Below are 14,269 nucleotides of genomic sequence, written 5' to 3'. Positions count from 1 at the left end.
GCTCACACCTCGGCTGGTTCGGCAAGATGCTTCAAGGCAGCTTTGCGAATGCAATCGGCGAACGGGGCGGACTTGCGGAGCTGACGATCCATGTGCACGCCCGTGATCTCGCACGTCGCGGCGAGCTCGCCGGTCTCGGCATTCGTCATGTCGTGCCGGAATCGGATCGACTTGTCCCTGATCTCGAGCAGATGGCTGCGGATCTCGACGATGTCGCCGGCGAGCAGCTCGCGCTTGTAGGCGATGTTCTGCTGCATCGCGGCCATGCCGCGGCCGGAGATGCGCAAATAGCTCGGCGTCAGGCCGAGGCGGGCGAACAGATTCCAATTGGCCTCGTCGAACTTGCCGACATACCACATGATGTTCATGTGCCCGACATGGTCGCATTGCCACGGATAGACCGTGCCGCGATAGGTCGCCTCCTGCTCCATCGCATTTCCTCCCGCATTTTCGTCCTTCTTGATACGGTAGCGTATCAAACCCGTGTCGCGTTAGCAATACGGCACCGTATCAGGACCGGGTGAGGTTTCCTTCATGAGCGACGGCAAGGGCGACGTCTGGGTCGAGGCTGGATTTGCCGAGCTCGCCCGCGCAGGGGCGGAGGGCGTGCGGGTCGAGGTGCTCGCCAAGAATCTCGGCGTCACCAAGGGCGGCTTCTACCGCCGCTTCGCCGACCGCGCCGCACTGCTCGAGACCATGCTCGAAGCCTGGCGCAAGGGCCGCATCGCCGCGATCGCGCAGCAGACAAGCCTCGACGGGCAAGCGCCCCGCGAGCGGCTAAGGGCGATGATCCAGCTCTATTCCGAGCGGCTCAATCCGGAAGGGATGGCGATCGAGCTTGCGATCCGGCAATGGGCCCGCTCGGACGACAATGCCGCGGCGGCGGTGGCGAGCGTCGACGCGGCTCGGCTCAGGCACGTCGGCGACCTCTATCGCGCGACCGGCCTTGCGACCGAGGAGGCCGACGCGCAGGCCTTCCTGTTCTACTGCTTCATCTTCGGCCAGAGCCTGTTGTTCGTCGAGAGCGGTCCGCGCAAGCGGTCGCAGCTCGTGGCGAAATCTGCCGAGAAGCTGCTCGACTGAGCATGATCCGGACCCCAAGGGCCGCGCAAGCGCAAGGTGTGCAGCGGCCTTCCGAAAAGATCATGCCCGACGCTTCAGGCGAATTGGCCGGAGCGTTGCTCCGGCCTTCGCAGCAATGCGGAGCTCAGGCGGCGCCCTTCAGCTTCTTGGTGCACTCGCTGTAATAGCCGCCGCCTTTCTGAATCCATTTCAAGCCGCCGTTGCCGTTGGTGGTCTTGTTGGCATTGTACTGGTCGACGCAGGTGTGCAGGCGCGCCTTGCCGGGCGTCTCCTTGGCATATTTCGGATCGACCGCGTTCGGGTAGACCGCAGGACCGGCCGGCAGGGCCGGCGCGGCGGCCGGTGCCTCTTCCTTCTTGGCCTGCTTCGGCTCCGCGGGAGCTGTGGGCGCAGCCGCAGTCGGCGCAGCGGCGGGCGTCGCATCGGCACCGCATTGGGCCTTGCGGAAGTCATTCCACTTCATGGTGCCGAGCGTACCGTCCTTCTTGGCGGCCTGGTACTTTGCGCTGCACTCCTGCGCGGTCAGTGCCTGTGCCGGCGCGCTCGTCAGCAATGCCGCGACACCGGACGCTGCGATCGCATACAACAATTTCGTCTGAATGGTCATCCCTGGGTCTCCTGCTTGATCTTCCCCGACGGAAGTGAATTGAGGATTGCTATCCTAGCGTGCCGGCCGCTTGCGACAAGGATGCGATGAGTTGCGCCGGCAAAATATAGTGATCCTGCCGCTCAACTCATTCATGTCGCGTTCAGCAACGCGAGCCAACGTTCCAGCCCTTCGCAATTCTCGCAAGCAGAGTGCACCACATGACCTTCACGTCCCGCCTCGCCGCCGTTGCTCTCGCCTCCCTGCTCGTCACCGGCACCGCTTTCGCACAGACCGCCGCGCCGGCCGCCAAGACCGACAGTGCCGCCACTGTTGACGACAAGAAGGCAATGAAGGAGCGATCGGCGGAATCGCTGGAATGCTCCAAGCAGGCGGACGCCAAGGGATTGAAGGGGAAGGAGCGCAAGAAATTCCGTCGCGAATGCAAAAAGGAGGCGAAGGCCGGCAGCGCAGCCGCCGCTCCCGCAGCCGACAAGAAATAAGCCCGTCACGATTCCTTCCGAGCCTCCGCGGAAGGCCTCGCGCATTGCGGCATGACGAGCCTGCAATTGTGCGCCTCGCGCTGATTTGCGATAAGGCGGCGTGAAGCACATCACCGCCTCCCTGTCGTTCGAATGGCCGAGCCGTGCCACGATCCTGAGCACGGTGGAGACGCTCGTCATCGGCACCGCCGGCGGCCTTGTGTTTCTGCTCGCCGGCCTTCCCGGCGGGCTGATCTCCGGCTCGATGATCGCGGTCGGGATCGCCGCGATCGCCGGCCGTCAGCTGACCTTGCCGCCGATCCTGACCCAGACCGTGCTGGTGCTGCTCGGCATCTCGCTGGGCTCGGTCGTCTCGCGCCATTTGCTTCAGCAGGTCAGCGCCTACCCGGTCACCATCGGCCTGCTTGCGCTCGCCACGTTCTGCTCCACGTTCGGGTCGAGCTATTACCTCCGGCGCATCCATGGCTGGGACCGCACCTCGGCTTTCCTGGCCGGCAGTCCCGGCGCGCTGTCGCAGATCACGATCCTGGCGGTCGAGCGCGGCGCCGACCTGCCGGGCATTGCGGTGGTGCAGACCATGCGCGTCATCATCCTGACCGCCGCGCTGCCGATGGTGCTGGCGATCGCAGGCGTCACGCCCTCCGCTGCACCGTCGCTGACGACGACCATCGCCTCGCCGCTCGACCTGCTCGAGCTGGCCGCGGCGTCGCTGGCCGCTGCGCTCGTGTTGCGGCTGATCAAGTTTCCCGCGAGCTGGATGTTCGGCGCGATGATCGCCTCCAGCGTGCTGCATGGTGCCGGATGGGTCGAGGGCGGCCTGCCGGACTGGGTGCGTGGCGTTGCGCTGATCGGGATCGGCGCACTGATCGGCAGCCGTTTCGCGCGAATGCAGGTCAAGACGCTCGTCGGCCACCTCCGTGCGGCGCTGGGCTCGTTTTCCGTGGCCATCGCCGTCTCCGCCATCTTCGTCGGCATCGTGGCGCTGACCACGGAGGTGAAATTCTCCGACGTCGTCGTCGCCTTCGCGCCGGGCGCGATGGACGCGATGCTGGCGCTGGCCTTGACGCTGCACATCGACCCGATCTTCGTCGGCGCCCACCACCTGTCGCGTTTCGTCTTCGTGACGATCGCAACGCCGGGCATCGTGCACCTGTTCGGGCGCACGCAGGACGACGTGGATGATTGAGCTTTAGCGCTTCGCCGTCCGCACGAATCCCCACGCGGCGATCGCGGCCATCACGAGCGAGATCAGCACGTTGTAGCCGGCGAGCGAGAGGCCCAGGAAGCGCCATTGCACCTCGTCGCAGCGCACCACCTTCACGGTGTCGAGCTTCGACAAGAGATCGGCGGCGCTGCCGAGATTGACGACCGGACCGGAGCAATCGGTCGGCCCCTTCCAGAACCCCCATTCGACCCCGGAATGGTAGGCGCCGAGACCGGCATTGGCGAGCGTCGACAGGGTGAGGATCGCCAGCCCCGCCAGCAGCAGCGGCCGCGGCGCGCCGCTTCGCGCCGCCAGCGCCGTCAGCACACCGAGCGGTATCGCTAGGTAATAGGCGTAGCGCTGCTCCAGGCACAATGGGCAGGGCAGGATCTCCAGGACGAGCTGGAAGAACCAGGCGCCCGCAATCGTGGCTGCGCCGATCAGCGTGACCAAGGCCGCGGCGGTCAGCGCGGGGCTCGTGGCGCCCGGCTTGAACGCAGGTATGGCGGCACTCTGGGTGGTCACGGCAGCCTCTTTCGTATCTCTCGCGCGCCCTAAGCCTCTAGCTCCGGCCCATGCGGCTGTCGAGAACGGCCGGGATCACTTTGGCGCGGGTTGACCCCGTCCCGTCCATGGCTATAGTCCGCCGGCTTCGCGACGCCGCCTATGGGGCCGACCGAGGGCCCCTGTGGCGGAACTGGTAGACGCGCTCGACTCAAAATCGAGTTCCGCAAGGAGTGCTGGTTCGATTCCGGCCAGGGGCACCACGCTTCGCCCTTCGGGCTTCGCGTGACGGGGCTCGAAGGGCGAAGCGTGTCCGTCGAAGCCTCTTGGCGAAGTCGGACTGGTTCAGCAAACTCGAACTACGACCCGAGCGTTGCTGCGAGCACATCGGCCAGGCCGCGCCCGGCGCTACCGTCTTCGTCCAGGCCCGGATTGTAGATGGTGATCTCGAGGCCGACTGCCTTGCCACTGGCCAAGCCAGCCCGGAGCACGGTCGCCAGCTCGTCCCACGACAGCCCACCGGCTACGCGAAAATCGACAGCCGGCATGATGGCATCGTCGAGACAATCTGCGTCGAGATGGATGAAGAAGCCGTCCAGTTCGGCTCGCGTCAGGTGATCGACCGCTTCGCGCGCAGCAGCCTCGATGCCACGCGCCCGCACGGCGGGAAGGTCAAGCACCTTGAGCTTTTCGGGAAGCGGCTGGCTTCCATATTCCGCCTGATCCTGGTGATCGCGATATCCAAACGCCACAATGTCTTCAGGGCGGACCAGAGGACCACGTCCTTCGATGTCGGCCAGGAGGGAGGGGCCGTAGCCGGAAACGAAGGCCAGGTCCATCGAGGCGCCCTCACCATTGGGCTCCGCCTCGGGCTGGAAAAAATCGGCGTGGCCGTCGATGAACAACAGGCCGTAGCGGCCGCGCCGTCGAAACGCGAGCATCGAGCCCAGCACGATCGTGCAATCGCCGCCCAGCACGAGCGGAAACTCGCCCGCGACGAGCACCGCGTCAACCGCGTCGGCGAGCTGGGGCGACCACGCCGCTATTGCGCCGGCGTTCAAGATGCCGGTCTCGGGATCCGGCGTCGGATCTTTCGAAGGCGCCACCAGCCGCCCGGCGCGGCGCGCGCCGATGCGCTCCGCAAGACCAAGCTTCAGCAGCTGTTCGGGCAAGCGCTCCACGCCGTCAGTCGCAAGGCCGAGCGTCGAAGGAGCTTCGATAATTGCATAGGGCATGGTCGGCATGGCGCCTCCCCGCTCGCGACTATTGTGCCGAGTAGGTCACGGCCTCGATCTTGTGACCGTCTGGATCGCGGACAAACGCCCCATAATAGTTCAGGTCGTAACTCGGCCGCAGCCCGGGAGCGCCAGCGTCGCTGCCACCATGCTCTAGTGCTGCTGCGTAGAAGCGATCGACCATCGAGCGGTTCTCGACGGCAAAGGCGATGTGGCTGCCGTTACCCACGGTCGCGGGTTTTCCATCGATTGGAACTTGAACGCTGAAGTGAAACGTCCCGCTTCCGTAGCCCAGTCCACCCTCGCCCTCGGCCATCGGCGTGATCCCGACGACCGGCAAGACCGCATCGTAGAAGCGCTTCGCACGCTGAACATCATTCGTGCCGACCGAGACATGGTGGATCACGACGACCTCCGTTCCGATGCTGCTTCGTAACGGTGAGCTTCCGGTCGTTGTTCCGCAGAGCCGCCTGCGGTTCTACCCACCACGACGCAGATGCCGGGAACCCCGCCCCGGAAGTTGCTTTATCTACGGAGGAAGCAAGACATGGACACACGCGTCAGACATTGCAGGGTGCGGATCGGATCCGTGGATACCTTCTACCGAGAAGCCGGTCCTGAACGCGCGCCCGTCGTTCTCCTGCCGCACGGCTATCCCTGTTCATCCTACGAATTCCGCAATCTGATGCCGCGACTGGCCGATAAATGGCGGCTGATTGCTCCCGACTATCCCGGGTTCGGCTATAGCGGGACACCTGATGACTTCGATTATAGCTTCGACGGCTATGCCGTGTGGCTCGATCAGTTCGTGCGGCAGCTGAAAATCGAACGCTTCGTGATCTACCTTCATGATTTCGGCTCACCGATCGGAGCCAGGCTGGCGATCATGCGGCCTGAGAGGGTGGTGGCCCAGATCATTCAAAACGGCGACATACCTTACGAAGATGCGCTTGGCCCGGCATACGCCGACATCGAGAAGTCCTGGTCACTGCCCGATCAGGAGATGCGTGCGGCGATGAGGGAAGCTATCACTGAAGAGAATTTCCGCGACGAATTCCTGAACGACGTGCGTGCGGACCTAGCTCGACTCATCGCGCCGGACCTTTGGCGATTGCACTGGTCGCTGATGACCGAGCAGCGGAAGGACGCCGCCGCAGACGTTCTGTTTGGCCTCAAGGCGAACCGCCAATGGTTTCCCGAGCACCGCCGATATCTTCAGCAGCACAAGCCGCCGACATTGATCCTGTGGGGGCCGCAGGACCATTACATGCCCGAGGAGTCAGGGCGAGCCTATCTCCGCGACCTGCCGGATGCCGAACTGCATCTCCTGGATGGCGGCCATTGGCTGCTCGAAACCAACCTCGATGAGGTTGTTTCGCTGATGCGATCATTTCTCGAACGGTTGGAATCGCGCGGCGCATAGCCGCTCCGGCAATGACGGCGATTGCGCCCCTGGCCCCGGCAAGCCCCCCAAAGGAGCGTTCGACTTCGCCAGGCTATCTCCTATATCGTGCGGCATGATGGTGATGCAGCGGACCGCTTCGATGGCCAGGAGACGCACGACGAACGCCGACGACCTCCCCCGCTATTTCGTCTGGGTCCGGGGGCTCGAAGGGCCCGAGCCGCAGAAATGGACCGCGATGGATTTCGGCGTCGGCGATTGGAAGCGGCCGCTCGTGCTGGCGTATCTGGAACTGCCGGAAGACGAACGGCCGCTGTCGCTGTCAGTCCTGGCGCGGCGGTATCCGCCGCCGCGGGTTGATCTTTCGTAAGCCAGATTGGCGGCGGCCCGTCGCCTGACACGTCAGGCCGGCACATGGCAGTCCCGTGACTTTCCCGCCCCCATGATTATGGGTGTCACGGCCTTCGGGCTGCGGTTAGACTTGCTTCGCGCCGCGGGGGACACGCGGGTCGCGGGACGATGATCATGACCGAACAGGGCGAGACGGGTGACACCATCACCATCCTCCTCGTCGAGGACGACGCGCCGACTTGCTGGCGGCTGCAGGATGCGCTGGCCAAGGCCGGTTACGAGGTGCGCAGTGCAGGTACGCTCGCAGAGGCGCGGCAGGCCCTCGCCGCCGGCGCGCCGCGCGTGCTGCTGACCGACCTGCGGCTGCCCGACGGCCACGGCGTCGAGCTGATCCGCGAGATGCGGCAGCGCTTCCCCGACACCGAGATCATGGTGATCTCCGCGCTCGGCGACGAGGAGAGCGTGATTTCCGCGATCACGGTCGGCGCCACCGGCTACCTGCTCAAGGACGCCTTCCCCACCGATATCGCCACCACGGTGCGCGATCTGGTCGCGGGACATTCGCCGATCTCGGCCTCGATCGCCCGCTTCATCGTGCGCAGGACGCAAGGTGCCGCACAGAATTCGGCGGAGCCGCCGCCCGGCCCCGCGCTCAACACGGCAAGGCTCACCCCGCGCGAGATCGATATCCTGTGGGGCATCGCCAAAGGCTTCAGCTATGCCGAGATCGCGAGCCATCTCGGCCTGTCCAAGCAGACCGTGCCCGGCCATATCAAGAACATCTATCGCAAGCTCGAGGTGCATACGCGCAGCGAGGCGGTGTTCGAGGCGGTGCAGCAGGGCCTGATCAAGCTGTGAGCGAGATCGCGGCCAAAGCATCTGCGAAGGCACCCGCGAAGGCACCGACACGCCCGCGGCGCCGGCTGATCGCCTCGCGCCTCGTGCCCTATCTGCTGCTCCAGGCCCTGATCGTGATCGTCACGATCCTGGGGATTCGGCTGCTGCAGCCGAACGATCCCGAAGACTACGCTGTGAGCGATTTCTCCGCGCGGGAGGACGGTTGGACGCGCCCCGTGACGCTGCCGCATTTCACCTCGTCACGCTATTCACTGGCCGACCCGCCAATCTACACCGCCACCTTCACATTCCGGAGCGGCGATGCGGCCTCGGGTTGGTCGGTGTACCTGCCGCGCTTCAGCAACGCGGTGGAGGTCGCCGTCAACGGCGTCGTCGTGCTCGACTCCCGGCGCGATGCCAACGCCAACCGGCCCGACCGCAACACGCCGCAGATCGCGGTCATCCCGGCGTCGCTGCTGCGCGAGGGCGCCAACGAGATCACGGTGCAGCTGTTCGTGTGGGGCCCGCTCAAGGGCTTCCTCGACACCGTCTATGTCGGGCCGGATGCCGCCTTGCGCCCGGCCTATGAGACTCGGACGCTGCTGTTCGTCACGCTGCCTGTGGTGTTCTCCGCCTGGCAGGCGATCCTGGCCGTCATCCTTTCGATCATGTGGCTGATGCGGCGCCACGAGCCGGTCTATGGCGTGCTGGCCGCCGCGATGATGCTCGGTGTGGTACAGGCGTTCGCGCCGCCACCGGCCCCGCCGGCCACCGTCTCGCGCCTTGCCGCGGTGCTGCTCGCGTCCGCACCGATCGAGAGCGCGCTGATCGTGGTGTTCGGCGTACTGTTCTTCGGCTGGCGCTGGCCGCGCTACGGCACGCTGCTGTTCGTGCCCGGCGTCCTCGTGTTCGTGGTCGGGCTGATCGGGGGCCCGCCGCTGCCGCGCATCCTGTTCCTGGTGCTCGGCATTCCCACCGTCGGGCTCTGCCTGGTCCTGATGGCCTGCGTCACCGCAACCGCGGTGGTACGACGGCAGGACGCAGCGAGCTTCACGATCGGCTGTGCGGTGACCATCGTGCTGGTCTGTTGGGTCCAGGACATGCTTACGGTGCTCGATATCGTGGGCAACGATCGCATCTTCGTCTCGCGCCTGTCCTATTCGGCGATGCTGGTCGCGATCGGCGCCGGGCTGACCTGGCGCTTCGCCCGCGCCTTGAACCAGGTCGACAGCTTCGCCGGCCAGTTGGTGACGCGGGTGCGGGAGGCCGAGGAGCGGCTGAAGGCGAGCTTTGCCCGCGAGGAGGAGCGCGCCCGCGCGGCGGCGCTCGCCAACGAGCGCACGCGCCTGATGCGAGACCTGCACGACGGCCTCGGCGGCCAGCTCGTGAGCATCGTCGCGCTGTCCGAGCGCGGCAGCGCGGGCGCGAGCATCACGGACGCCGCTCGCGCGGCGCTGAAGGATCTCCGTCTCGTCATCGATTCCATGGACGACATCGGCGGCGACCTGATGCTGGCGCTCGGCTCCTGGCGCGAGCGCGCCACGGCCCAATTGCGGCCGCACGACATCACGCTCGACTGGCGCGTGGCGACGCCGCAGGGCCTGCCGCTGCATCCCGAGCTCAGGCCATGGCACGTCATCCAGATCGTGCGCATCCTCGACGAAGCCGTGACCAATGCGGTCAAGCACGCGCAGGCCCGCCGCATCGCGGTGACCATCGACACGTTCGACGCGGGCCAGGGGCCGTACGGCGTGATCAGCGTGACTGACGACGGAGGCGGCTTTGCGCTGGCCGGCAATGGCGAGGCCGCGGGGGCCGGCCAGACCGCGCGCGGCCTGCGCAACATGAAAAGCCGCGCCGCGCGCTGCGGCGCGGTGCTCGACCTGACGTCCGATTCCTCCGGCACGCGCGTGCGGCTGAAATTGCCGCAACGTTTTCCCGACAGCGACATGGCCGCGGGCTGAAAGGGCCCCCTCCCCGAACGTGTGGGGCGCACGGAGAGAGGGGACGGGCCGGGTAAAATTGCCTGCGGAGGACGGGGGGTTCGTCCGCAGGCCCCTTGGCCCGAAGCGATGTATCAATTCAATGAAGCGGAAATATCAGCGCACGCCGACGCGATTGACCGGGCCGCCGCGATTCATCGGCGTGCCGGCGCGCACACCGACACCGGGCGCGCCGACACCCGGGGTCACGACGGCAGCCCGCGCGACCGGCGCTCCCACCACCACGGCCCCAGTCGGCCGCACCACGCAGCCCTTCGGCACGCCGACGGTCTTGCAATAAACCACGGCCTGCGCCGGGCTCGTGCCCAGCGACACCATCGCCGCGCCCGCCAGCACCATGACCGTCAGCCCCGCGCCCAGCGCTCCAGCTCTCTTCGACATTTTTGCTCTCCTGGTTCCGTTCGGCATCCCGACGCAATCACCGGGTCTCGCAGCCGAGGTGCAGCCTGAATGACAAAAGTCGGCGCGCGGATACATGCCATGAAGATGGGGGTACCGCGGACGGGAGGACTGGCCGCTGCCATGAACATGGCATGGACCGGCGCGCGGCCTTTGCGGAATGGTCCGGCCCGATTGATCCCGGTCGGGACCAACGAGAATTCCAAAGAGGTGCTCTATGAAGATTTCGGTTCTTGCCGCGCTGCTGCTCGCAGCTGCCGCCCTGCCTGCTGCCGCGCAGTCCGGTCCATCCGTCCAGGAGCAAATGGCCTGCCGCGGCGACGCCAACAAATTCTGCGCCGAGCATATCGGCAGGCCGCCGCAGATGAACGCCTGCCTGCGCGAGAACAAGTCGAAGTTGTCCGATTCCTGCCGCAAGGTGGTCGAATCGCGCGGAGGCTAGTCGTTCATCCTTCTCTCCTGGAAGAAGACAGAGAGGGCGGCGCTCTGCCGCCCTCTCGATAGACAGCTTCGGCATTGGGAGAGGCTGATCGGCGCCGGCGCTCGTTGAAGCTGGTGCCGCACACTCCGTCCTCATCCTGAGGAACCCGCCGAACGCGGGCGTCTCGAAGGATGGCAGCAGGGAACAGCCTTCAACTGAAGGCGCGCCGCTATTCCTGCATCATCTCCCCGCTGCCGCCGAGCTCGGCCGGAAAATCCTTCAACTTGGGCAGGCCGTCGCGCATCGGCAGCACGGTCTCGGCGTAGTTGACGTGCACGGCGGGCGTGAACGCGAGCGTGGGGATGATGGCGGTGAAGACGTCGACCAGACCGAACGGCGGATGGTTGGTCATGAGATGGCCACCGCACTTCCTGCAATATTTGCGCTGGCTGAGCGGCGTCTTGACGAAGGTCTCGACATTCTGAGCGCCTTCGGTGATGCGCACCGCTTCCGGCTTCCACAGGCTGAAGGCATTCACCGGACCGCCCGACCACGAGCGGCAGGACCGGCAATGGCAATAGCCCATCGCTTCCGGCGCGCCCGTGACCTCGACCGTGACCGCGCCGCAGAAGCAGTTTCCGACATGTTTCATTGGGACGTCTCCCTTTTCTGATGGATCGCTATCGCGCGTCGGCGCCCTGCGCGCCCTTGTTTCGATTGGATGCGCGGGGCTTGGCCTAGACTATACCGACCGGCGCCAGGGAATAAGCATGGAGACGCGTTGCTTGTACTGCCGGTACTCGTCGCCGAAGAGATCGACGAGATCGCTCTCCTCCAGCGCGATGCCGACGAAGATGTAGAGCGTGGTCACGGCCGCGAACAGCAGATGACCCGCGGTCATGACCGGCGCCGCCCAGAACGCGACGATGAAACCGAGATAGATCGGATGGCGGACGAACTTGTAGAGCAGCGGCGTCTTGAAGCGCGGCGGCTGCATCTCCTTGCCGATGAGATGATTAGTCACCTGATGCAGGCCGAACAGCTCGAAATGGTTGATGATGAAGGTCGAGGTGAACACCAGCACCCAGCCGGCGAAGGACAGCGTGACCAGTGTCACGGCAAGATCGGGGTTCTCCACGCTCCATATGACCGACGGTAGCGGACGCCACTGCCAGAACAGGAGCAACAGTGACAGGCTCGCGAACAGCACATACGTGCTTCGCTCGACCGGCTTGGGGACGAACTGCGTCCACCAATCCTTGAATTGCCGGCGTGCCATCACGCTGTGTTGAACCGCGAACAGCGACATCAGCAGCAGATTGATGACGACCGCGCGAACGACGGGCGCTTCGGCACCGGTATCGATGGTCTTGGGCACCATCACCCCCATGACGAAGCCGATCGCGTAGAGAATGGTGACGAAAAACACGAGATACGCCGCAATTCCGTACAGAAAGGCGATGAACCTGAAAATACGGGAGCCCGTAACCTCCGGGCCGAGAGAATGAACCTGATGATCAATTTGGGTCATGAAACACTCCGTTGTGCCGAGGCATCGACACGGTTTGGTCTTCGCACCATGCCGGATCGGACGTCCCGCGGCTTTCGCGGACGATTGATTTTCGCCTGAGACGACTTTGATTTTTGCTTGAGACGACGAGAACGTGCGATTTCGCTTTGAAAACAACGTGCTGGACGGCGACCTTCGGGAGCTCACTTGCGACGGAAAACCCGTCCCGTTGCAGCCGCAAGTGTTCGATCTGCTGCTTTATCTGGTCACGCAACGGGCGCGTGTGGTCAGTAAGGGTGACCTGATCAGCCAGATCTGGAACGACCGCATCGTCTCGGATTCCGCCCTGAACAGCCGGATCAACGCCGCGCGCAAGGCGCTCGGCGACGATGGCGCGACCCAGCGCCTGATCAAGACCATTCCGCGCAAGGGGTTTCGCTTCATCGGCGAGGTCCGGGAAGAGGTGGCGGTATCGCTCGCGCGGACGGAAGCCGGGCCCGCTCCCCCGCGCGTGGCGGACCGCCCGGCGATCGCGGTGCTCGCCTTCGAGAACAAGAGCGGGGATCCCGAGCAGGACTATTTCGGCGACGGGATCAGCGAGGACATCCTCACCGCGCTGTCGAAGCAGCGCTGGTTCATGGTGATCGCCCGCAACTCCTCCTTCACCTACAAGGGACGCGCGGTCCATATCAGGCAGATCGCCGAGGAGCTCGGCGTCCGCTACATCGTCGAAGGCAGCGTGCGCAAGGCGGACAAAAGGGTGCGCATCACCGCGCAGCTCAACGACGCCGTGTCGGGCAGTCATCTCTGGGCCGAGCGCTATGACCGCGAGCTCGTCGACGTCTTCGCCGTGCAGGACGAGATCACCAACGCGATCGCCGCCGCGATCGAGCCGCAGATCCACGCCGCCGAGAATTTCCGCAGCCGTCGCAAGCCGCCGGCGAGCCTCGACGCCTGGGACCTCCTGATGCGCGCGCTATCGCACTACTGGCGCGTGACCCGCCAGGACCACGCGGCCGCGAAGGCGCTGCTCGCGCGCGCGATCGCGATCGATCCGGATTACGGCCAGGCGTTATCGGTGCTGGCCGTGAACGACATGTTCGGCGTGCATCTCGGCTGGACCGAGCTGGCCGCGGTTGCTCCGTCCGCGGAAGCCGCCGCGCTCAAAGCGGTGCGCTGCGACCATGAGGATGCCTGGGCACATGCCGCGCTCGGCAGCGTCTGCTTCTCGACCCGCAGGCTCACTGACGCGCTGTCCGAGTTCGAGCAGGCGCTCGCGCTCAATCCGAACTTCTCCCTGGCGCAGGGCTATTACGCGCTGGCACTGTCCTATGCCGGACGGTCTAGGGACTCGTTCGAGGCTGCGCAAAAGGCGATCCGGCTGTCGCCGCGCGATCCGTCATTGGCGATCTATCACGGTATCGCCGCCTATGCGCGCTTCACCGAACGGCACTATGGCGAGGCCATCGCGCTGGCGCGCGAGGCGATCCGCCACCGCGGCGACCTCACCGGCGCATACCGCGTGCTCGCGGTCTCCGCCGGCATGACCGGCGATGGCCCGCTTGCGGAGATAGCGCTCGGAGAGCTCCGCCGCACCCAGCCTGGCATCTCGCTGCACTGGATCGCGACGCACCTACCGTGGGCCAGTGAGCGAGATCGCGAACACTATCTGGAGGGATTCCGCCGCGCCGGGTTGCGGTAAGAGCGCACGGCTGCGCTACGTTCGCTTCCGGCGCAAATGGACGATGACGTCGAGACGCGCGATCTCGTGGCCGGGAAGCGCCTCGGGTATCTTGGTGAAGGCGAGGCCATCGGCAACGTCGACCAGCACGTCCTCGCCTTCGAGATAGAAGTGCGGATGCACTGACGTGTCGGTGTCGAAGAACGACTTGATGCCGTCGGCCGCGATCCGCCGCAGCAGGCCGGCTTCGGTGAACTGGTTCAGCGTGTTGTAGACGGTGGCGAGCGACAGGTATGCGTTCGCAGCCATCGCTTCTGCGTAGAGACCTTCTGCGGTGACGTGACGATGGCCGCCCAGGAACAGCAGTCGGCCGAGCGCCAGGCGCTGGCGTGTCGGGCGCAGGCCGGCATTGCCGAGCAAAAGCAGGCAGTGCTGCACGCCTGCGTCCGGCGCCGGCTCGAGACCGGCGACATCAGGCCCGCTGTCGTCATCCGCAGGAATAGTCGTGGCCTGAATGTCCATCGATCGTCTCACGGCTCAAGGGAACAGG

18 protein-coding genes and 1 tRNA gene are annotated in these 14,269 nt (G+C 65.4%); 10 read left to right on the top strand and 9 right to left on the bottom strand.

Annotation, left to right across the window (positions count from 1 at the left end; genetic code table 11):
- Nucleotides 1-2: 2 nt before the first annotated feature.
- Nucleotides 3-431, bottom strand: a complete 429-nt coding sequence (locus tag P0R31_RS22610; protein ID WP_275516373.1) for an acyl-CoA thioesterase — start codon at nt 429-431, stop codon at nt 3-5.
- 103 nt (nt 432-534) lie between these two features.
- Between P0R31_RS22610 and P0R31_RS22605 the strand changes: the two genes are divergently transcribed.
- Complete coding sequence (locus P0R31_RS22605; protein ID WP_275516372.1) at nt 535-1,083, top strand: TetR/AcrR family transcriptional regulator; 549 nt, start codon at nt 535-537, stop codon at nt 1,081-1,083.
- Nucleotides 1,084-1,207: 124 nt separating this feature from the next.
- Here P0R31_RS22605 and P0R31_RS22600 read toward each other — a convergent pair whose 3' ends face one another.
- On the bottom strand, nt 1,208-1,690 hold the full coding sequence (locus P0R31_RS22600) for a hypothetical protein (RefSeq protein ID WP_275516371.1): 483 nt from the start codon (nt 1,688-1,690) through the stop codon (nt 1,208-1,210).
- A 200-nt stretch (nt 1,691-1,890) separates the two neighbouring features.
- Between P0R31_RS22600 and P0R31_RS22595 the strand changes: the two genes are divergently transcribed.
- Both P0R31_RS22595 and P0R31_RS22590 read left to right on the top strand, forming a co-directional pair.
- Nucleotides 1,891-2,172, top strand: a complete 282-nt coding sequence (locus P0R31_RS22595; protein WP_275516369.1) for a PsiF family protein — start codon at nt 1,891-1,893, stop codon at nt 2,170-2,172.
- A gap of 100 nt (nt 2,173-2,272) precedes the next feature.
- Complete coding sequence (locus tag P0R31_RS22590) at nt 2,273-3,358, top strand: AbrB family transcriptional regulator (protein WP_275516368.1); 1,086 nt, start codon at nt 2,273-2,275, stop codon at nt 3,356-3,358.
- A gap of 3 nt (nt 3,359-3,361) precedes the next feature.
- On the opposite strand, the gene P0R31_RS22585 is transcribed toward P0R31_RS22590, so the two are convergent.
- Nucleotides 3,362-3,901, bottom strand: coding sequence for a disulfide bond formation protein B (locus P0R31_RS22585; protein ID WP_275516367.1), 540 nt, complete (start codon nt 3,899-3,901; stop codon nt 3,362-3,364).
- Between the two features lie 157 nt (nt 3,902-4,058).
- Between P0R31_RS22585 and P0R31_RS22580 the strand changes: the two genes are divergently transcribed.
- Nucleotides 4,059-4,143: transfer RNA gene (locus P0R31_RS22580), tRNA-Leu, on the top strand.
- Between the two features lie 96 nt (nt 4,144-4,239).
- Here the strand turns inward: P0R31_RS22580 and P0R31_RS22575 are convergent.
- Both P0R31_RS22575 and P0R31_RS22570 read right to left on the bottom strand, forming a co-directional pair.
- On the bottom strand, nt 4,240-5,124 hold the full coding sequence (locus P0R31_RS22575) for an arginase family protein (protein WP_275516365.1): 885 nt from the start codon (nt 5,122-5,124) through the stop codon (nt 4,240-4,242).
- A 19-nt stretch (nt 5,125-5,143) separates the two neighbouring features.
- Nucleotides 5,144-5,521 (bottom strand): VOC family protein, encoded by a 378-nt coding sequence (locus P0R31_RS22570; RefSeq protein WP_275516363.1) that lies wholly within the window; start codon nt 5,519-5,521, stop codon nt 5,144-5,146.
- Between the two features lie 141 nt (nt 5,522-5,662).
- Between P0R31_RS22570 and P0R31_RS22565 the strand changes: the two genes are divergently transcribed.
- From P0R31_RS22565 to P0R31_RS22550, 4 genes are all read left to right on the top strand, one after another.
- Entirely contained in the window at nt 5,663-6,538 is an 876-nt protein-coding gene (locus tag P0R31_RS22565; RefSeq protein ID WP_275516362.1) for an alpha/beta fold hydrolase, read from the top strand.
- Nucleotides 6,539-6,659: 121 nt separating this feature from the next.
- Nucleotides 6,660-6,887 carry a hypothetical protein gene (locus P0R31_RS22560; RefSeq protein ID WP_035996796.1) on the top strand — a complete coding sequence of 76 codons (228 nt, stop codon included), beginning with the start codon at nt 6,660-6,662 and terminating at the stop codon, nt 6,885-6,887.
- A 155-nt stretch (nt 6,888-7,042) separates the two neighbouring features.
- Nucleotides 7,043-7,726 (top strand): response regulator transcription factor, encoded by a 684-nt coding sequence (locus P0R31_RS22555; RefSeq protein WP_275516361.1) that lies wholly within the window; start codon nt 7,043-7,045, stop codon nt 7,724-7,726.
- A complete protein-coding gene (locus tag P0R31_RS22550; RefSeq protein WP_275516360.1) occupies nt 7,723-9,669 on the top strand; it encodes a sensor histidine kinase in 1,947 nt (648 codons plus the stop codon). The genes P0R31_RS22555 and P0R31_RS22550 overlap by 4 nt, the downstream gene beginning before the upstream one ends.
- A 135-nt stretch (nt 9,670-9,804) precedes the next feature.
- Here the strand turns inward: P0R31_RS22550 and P0R31_RS22545 are convergent, their stop codons facing one another.
- A complete protein-coding gene (locus P0R31_RS22545) occupies nt 9,805-10,089 on the bottom strand; it encodes a hypothetical protein (protein ID WP_275516358.1) in 285 nt (94 codons plus the stop codon).
- Between the two features lie 235 nt (nt 10,090-10,324).
- Here P0R31_RS22545 and P0R31_RS22540 point away from each other — a divergent pair, with 235 nt between their 5' ends.
- Nucleotides 10,325-10,549 (top strand): cysteine rich repeat-containing protein, encoded by a 225-nt coding sequence (locus tag P0R31_RS22540; RefSeq protein ID WP_275516357.1) that lies wholly within the window; start codon nt 10,325-10,327, stop codon nt 10,547-10,549.
- Nucleotides 10,550-10,757: 208 nt separating this feature from the next.
- Here the strand turns inward: P0R31_RS22540 and P0R31_RS22535 are convergent, their stop codons facing one another.
- Both P0R31_RS22535 and mddA read right to left on the bottom strand, forming a co-directional pair.
- Nucleotides 10,758-11,180 (bottom strand): GFA family protein, encoded by a 423-nt coding sequence (locus P0R31_RS22535; RefSeq protein WP_275516356.1) that lies wholly within the window; start codon nt 11,178-11,180, stop codon nt 10,758-10,760.
- 90 nt (nt 11,181-11,270) lie between these two features.
- Nucleotides 11,271-12,059 carry a methanethiol S-methyltransferase gene (mddA, locus tag P0R31_RS22530; RefSeq protein ID WP_275516355.1) on the bottom strand — a complete coding sequence of 263 codons (789 nt, stop codon included), beginning with the start codon at nt 12,057-12,059 and terminating at the stop codon, nt 11,271-11,273.
- Between the two features lie 133 nt (nt 12,060-12,192).
- Here mddA and P0R31_RS22525 point away from each other — a divergent pair, with 133 nt between their 5' ends.
- Nucleotides 12,193-13,740 carry a winged helix-turn-helix domain-containing tetratricopeptide repeat protein gene (locus tag P0R31_RS22525; protein ID WP_275516354.1) on the top strand — a complete coding sequence of 516 codons (1,548 nt, stop codon included), beginning with the start codon at nt 12,193-12,195 and terminating at the stop codon, nt 13,738-13,740.
- 15 nt (nt 13,741-13,755) lie between these two features.
- On the opposite strand, the gene irr is transcribed toward P0R31_RS22525, so the two are convergent.
- Nucleotides 13,756-14,241, bottom strand: coding sequence for a Fur family transcriptional regulator Irr (gene irr, locus P0R31_RS22520; RefSeq protein WP_275516353.1), 486 nt, complete (start codon nt 14,239-14,241; stop codon nt 13,756-13,758).
- Nucleotides 14,242-14,269: the final 28 nt, after the last annotated feature.

Origin of the sequence: Bradyrhizobium yuanmingense (assembly GCF_029167105.1) — a bacterium.
Classification (GTDB): domain Bacteria; phylum Pseudomonadota; class Alphaproteobacteria; order Rhizobiales; family Xanthobacteraceae; genus Bradyrhizobium; species Bradyrhizobium yuanmingense_A.
Note: the sequence above shows the minus strand (reverse complement) of the source record. Positions and strands in the feature narration are given on the sequence as shown.

Coding starts and splice junctions, on each gene's coding strand:
- P0R31_RS22560 (WP_035996796.1), top strand. CDS start 6,660: ATGGCCAGGAGACGCACGACGAACGCCGACGACCTCCCCCGCTATTTC.
- P0R31_RS22535 (WP_275516356.1), bottom strand. CDS start 11,180: ATGAAACATGTCGGAAACTGCTTCTGCGGCGCGGTCACGGTCGAGGTC.
- P0R31_RS22540 (WP_275516357.1), top strand. CDS start 10,325: ATGAAGATTTCGGTTCTTGCCGCGCTGCTGCTCGCAGCTGCCGCCCTG.
- P0R31_RS22605 (WP_275516372.1), top strand. CDS start 535: ATGAGCGACGGCAAGGGCGACGTCTGGGTCGAGGCTGGATTTGCCGAG.
- P0R31_RS22610 (WP_275516373.1), bottom strand. CDS start 431: ATGGAGCAGGAGGCGACCTATCGCGGCACGGTCTATCCGTGGCAATGC.
- P0R31_RS22555 (WP_275516361.1), top strand. CDS start 7,043: ATGACCGAACAGGGCGAGACGGGTGACACCATCACCATCCTCCTCGTC.
- P0R31_RS22600 (WP_275516371.1), bottom strand. CDS start 1,690: ATGACCATTCAGACGAAATTGTTGTATGCGATCGCAGCGTCCGGTGTC.
- P0R31_RS22565 (WP_275516362.1), top strand. CDS start 5,663: ATGGACACACGCGTCAGACATTGCAGGGTGCGGATCGGATCCGTGGAT.
- mddA (WP_275516355.1), bottom strand. CDS start 12,059: ATGACCCAAATTGATCATCAGGTTCATTCTCTCGGCCCGGAGGTTACG.
- P0R31_RS22595 (WP_275516369.1), top strand. CDS start 1,891: ATGACCTTCACGTCCCGCCTCGCCGCCGTTGCTCTCGCCTCCCTGCTC.
- irr (WP_275516353.1), bottom strand. CDS start 14,241: ATGGACATTCAGGCCACGACTATTCCTGCGGATGACGACAGCGGGCCT.
- P0R31_RS22545 (WP_275516358.1), bottom strand. CDS start 10,089: ATGTCGAAGAGAGCTGGAGCGCTGGGCGCGGGGCTGACGGTCATGGTG.
- P0R31_RS22575 (WP_275516365.1), bottom strand. CDS start 5,124: ATGCCGACCATGCCCTATGCAATTATCGAAGCTCCTTCGACGCTCGGC.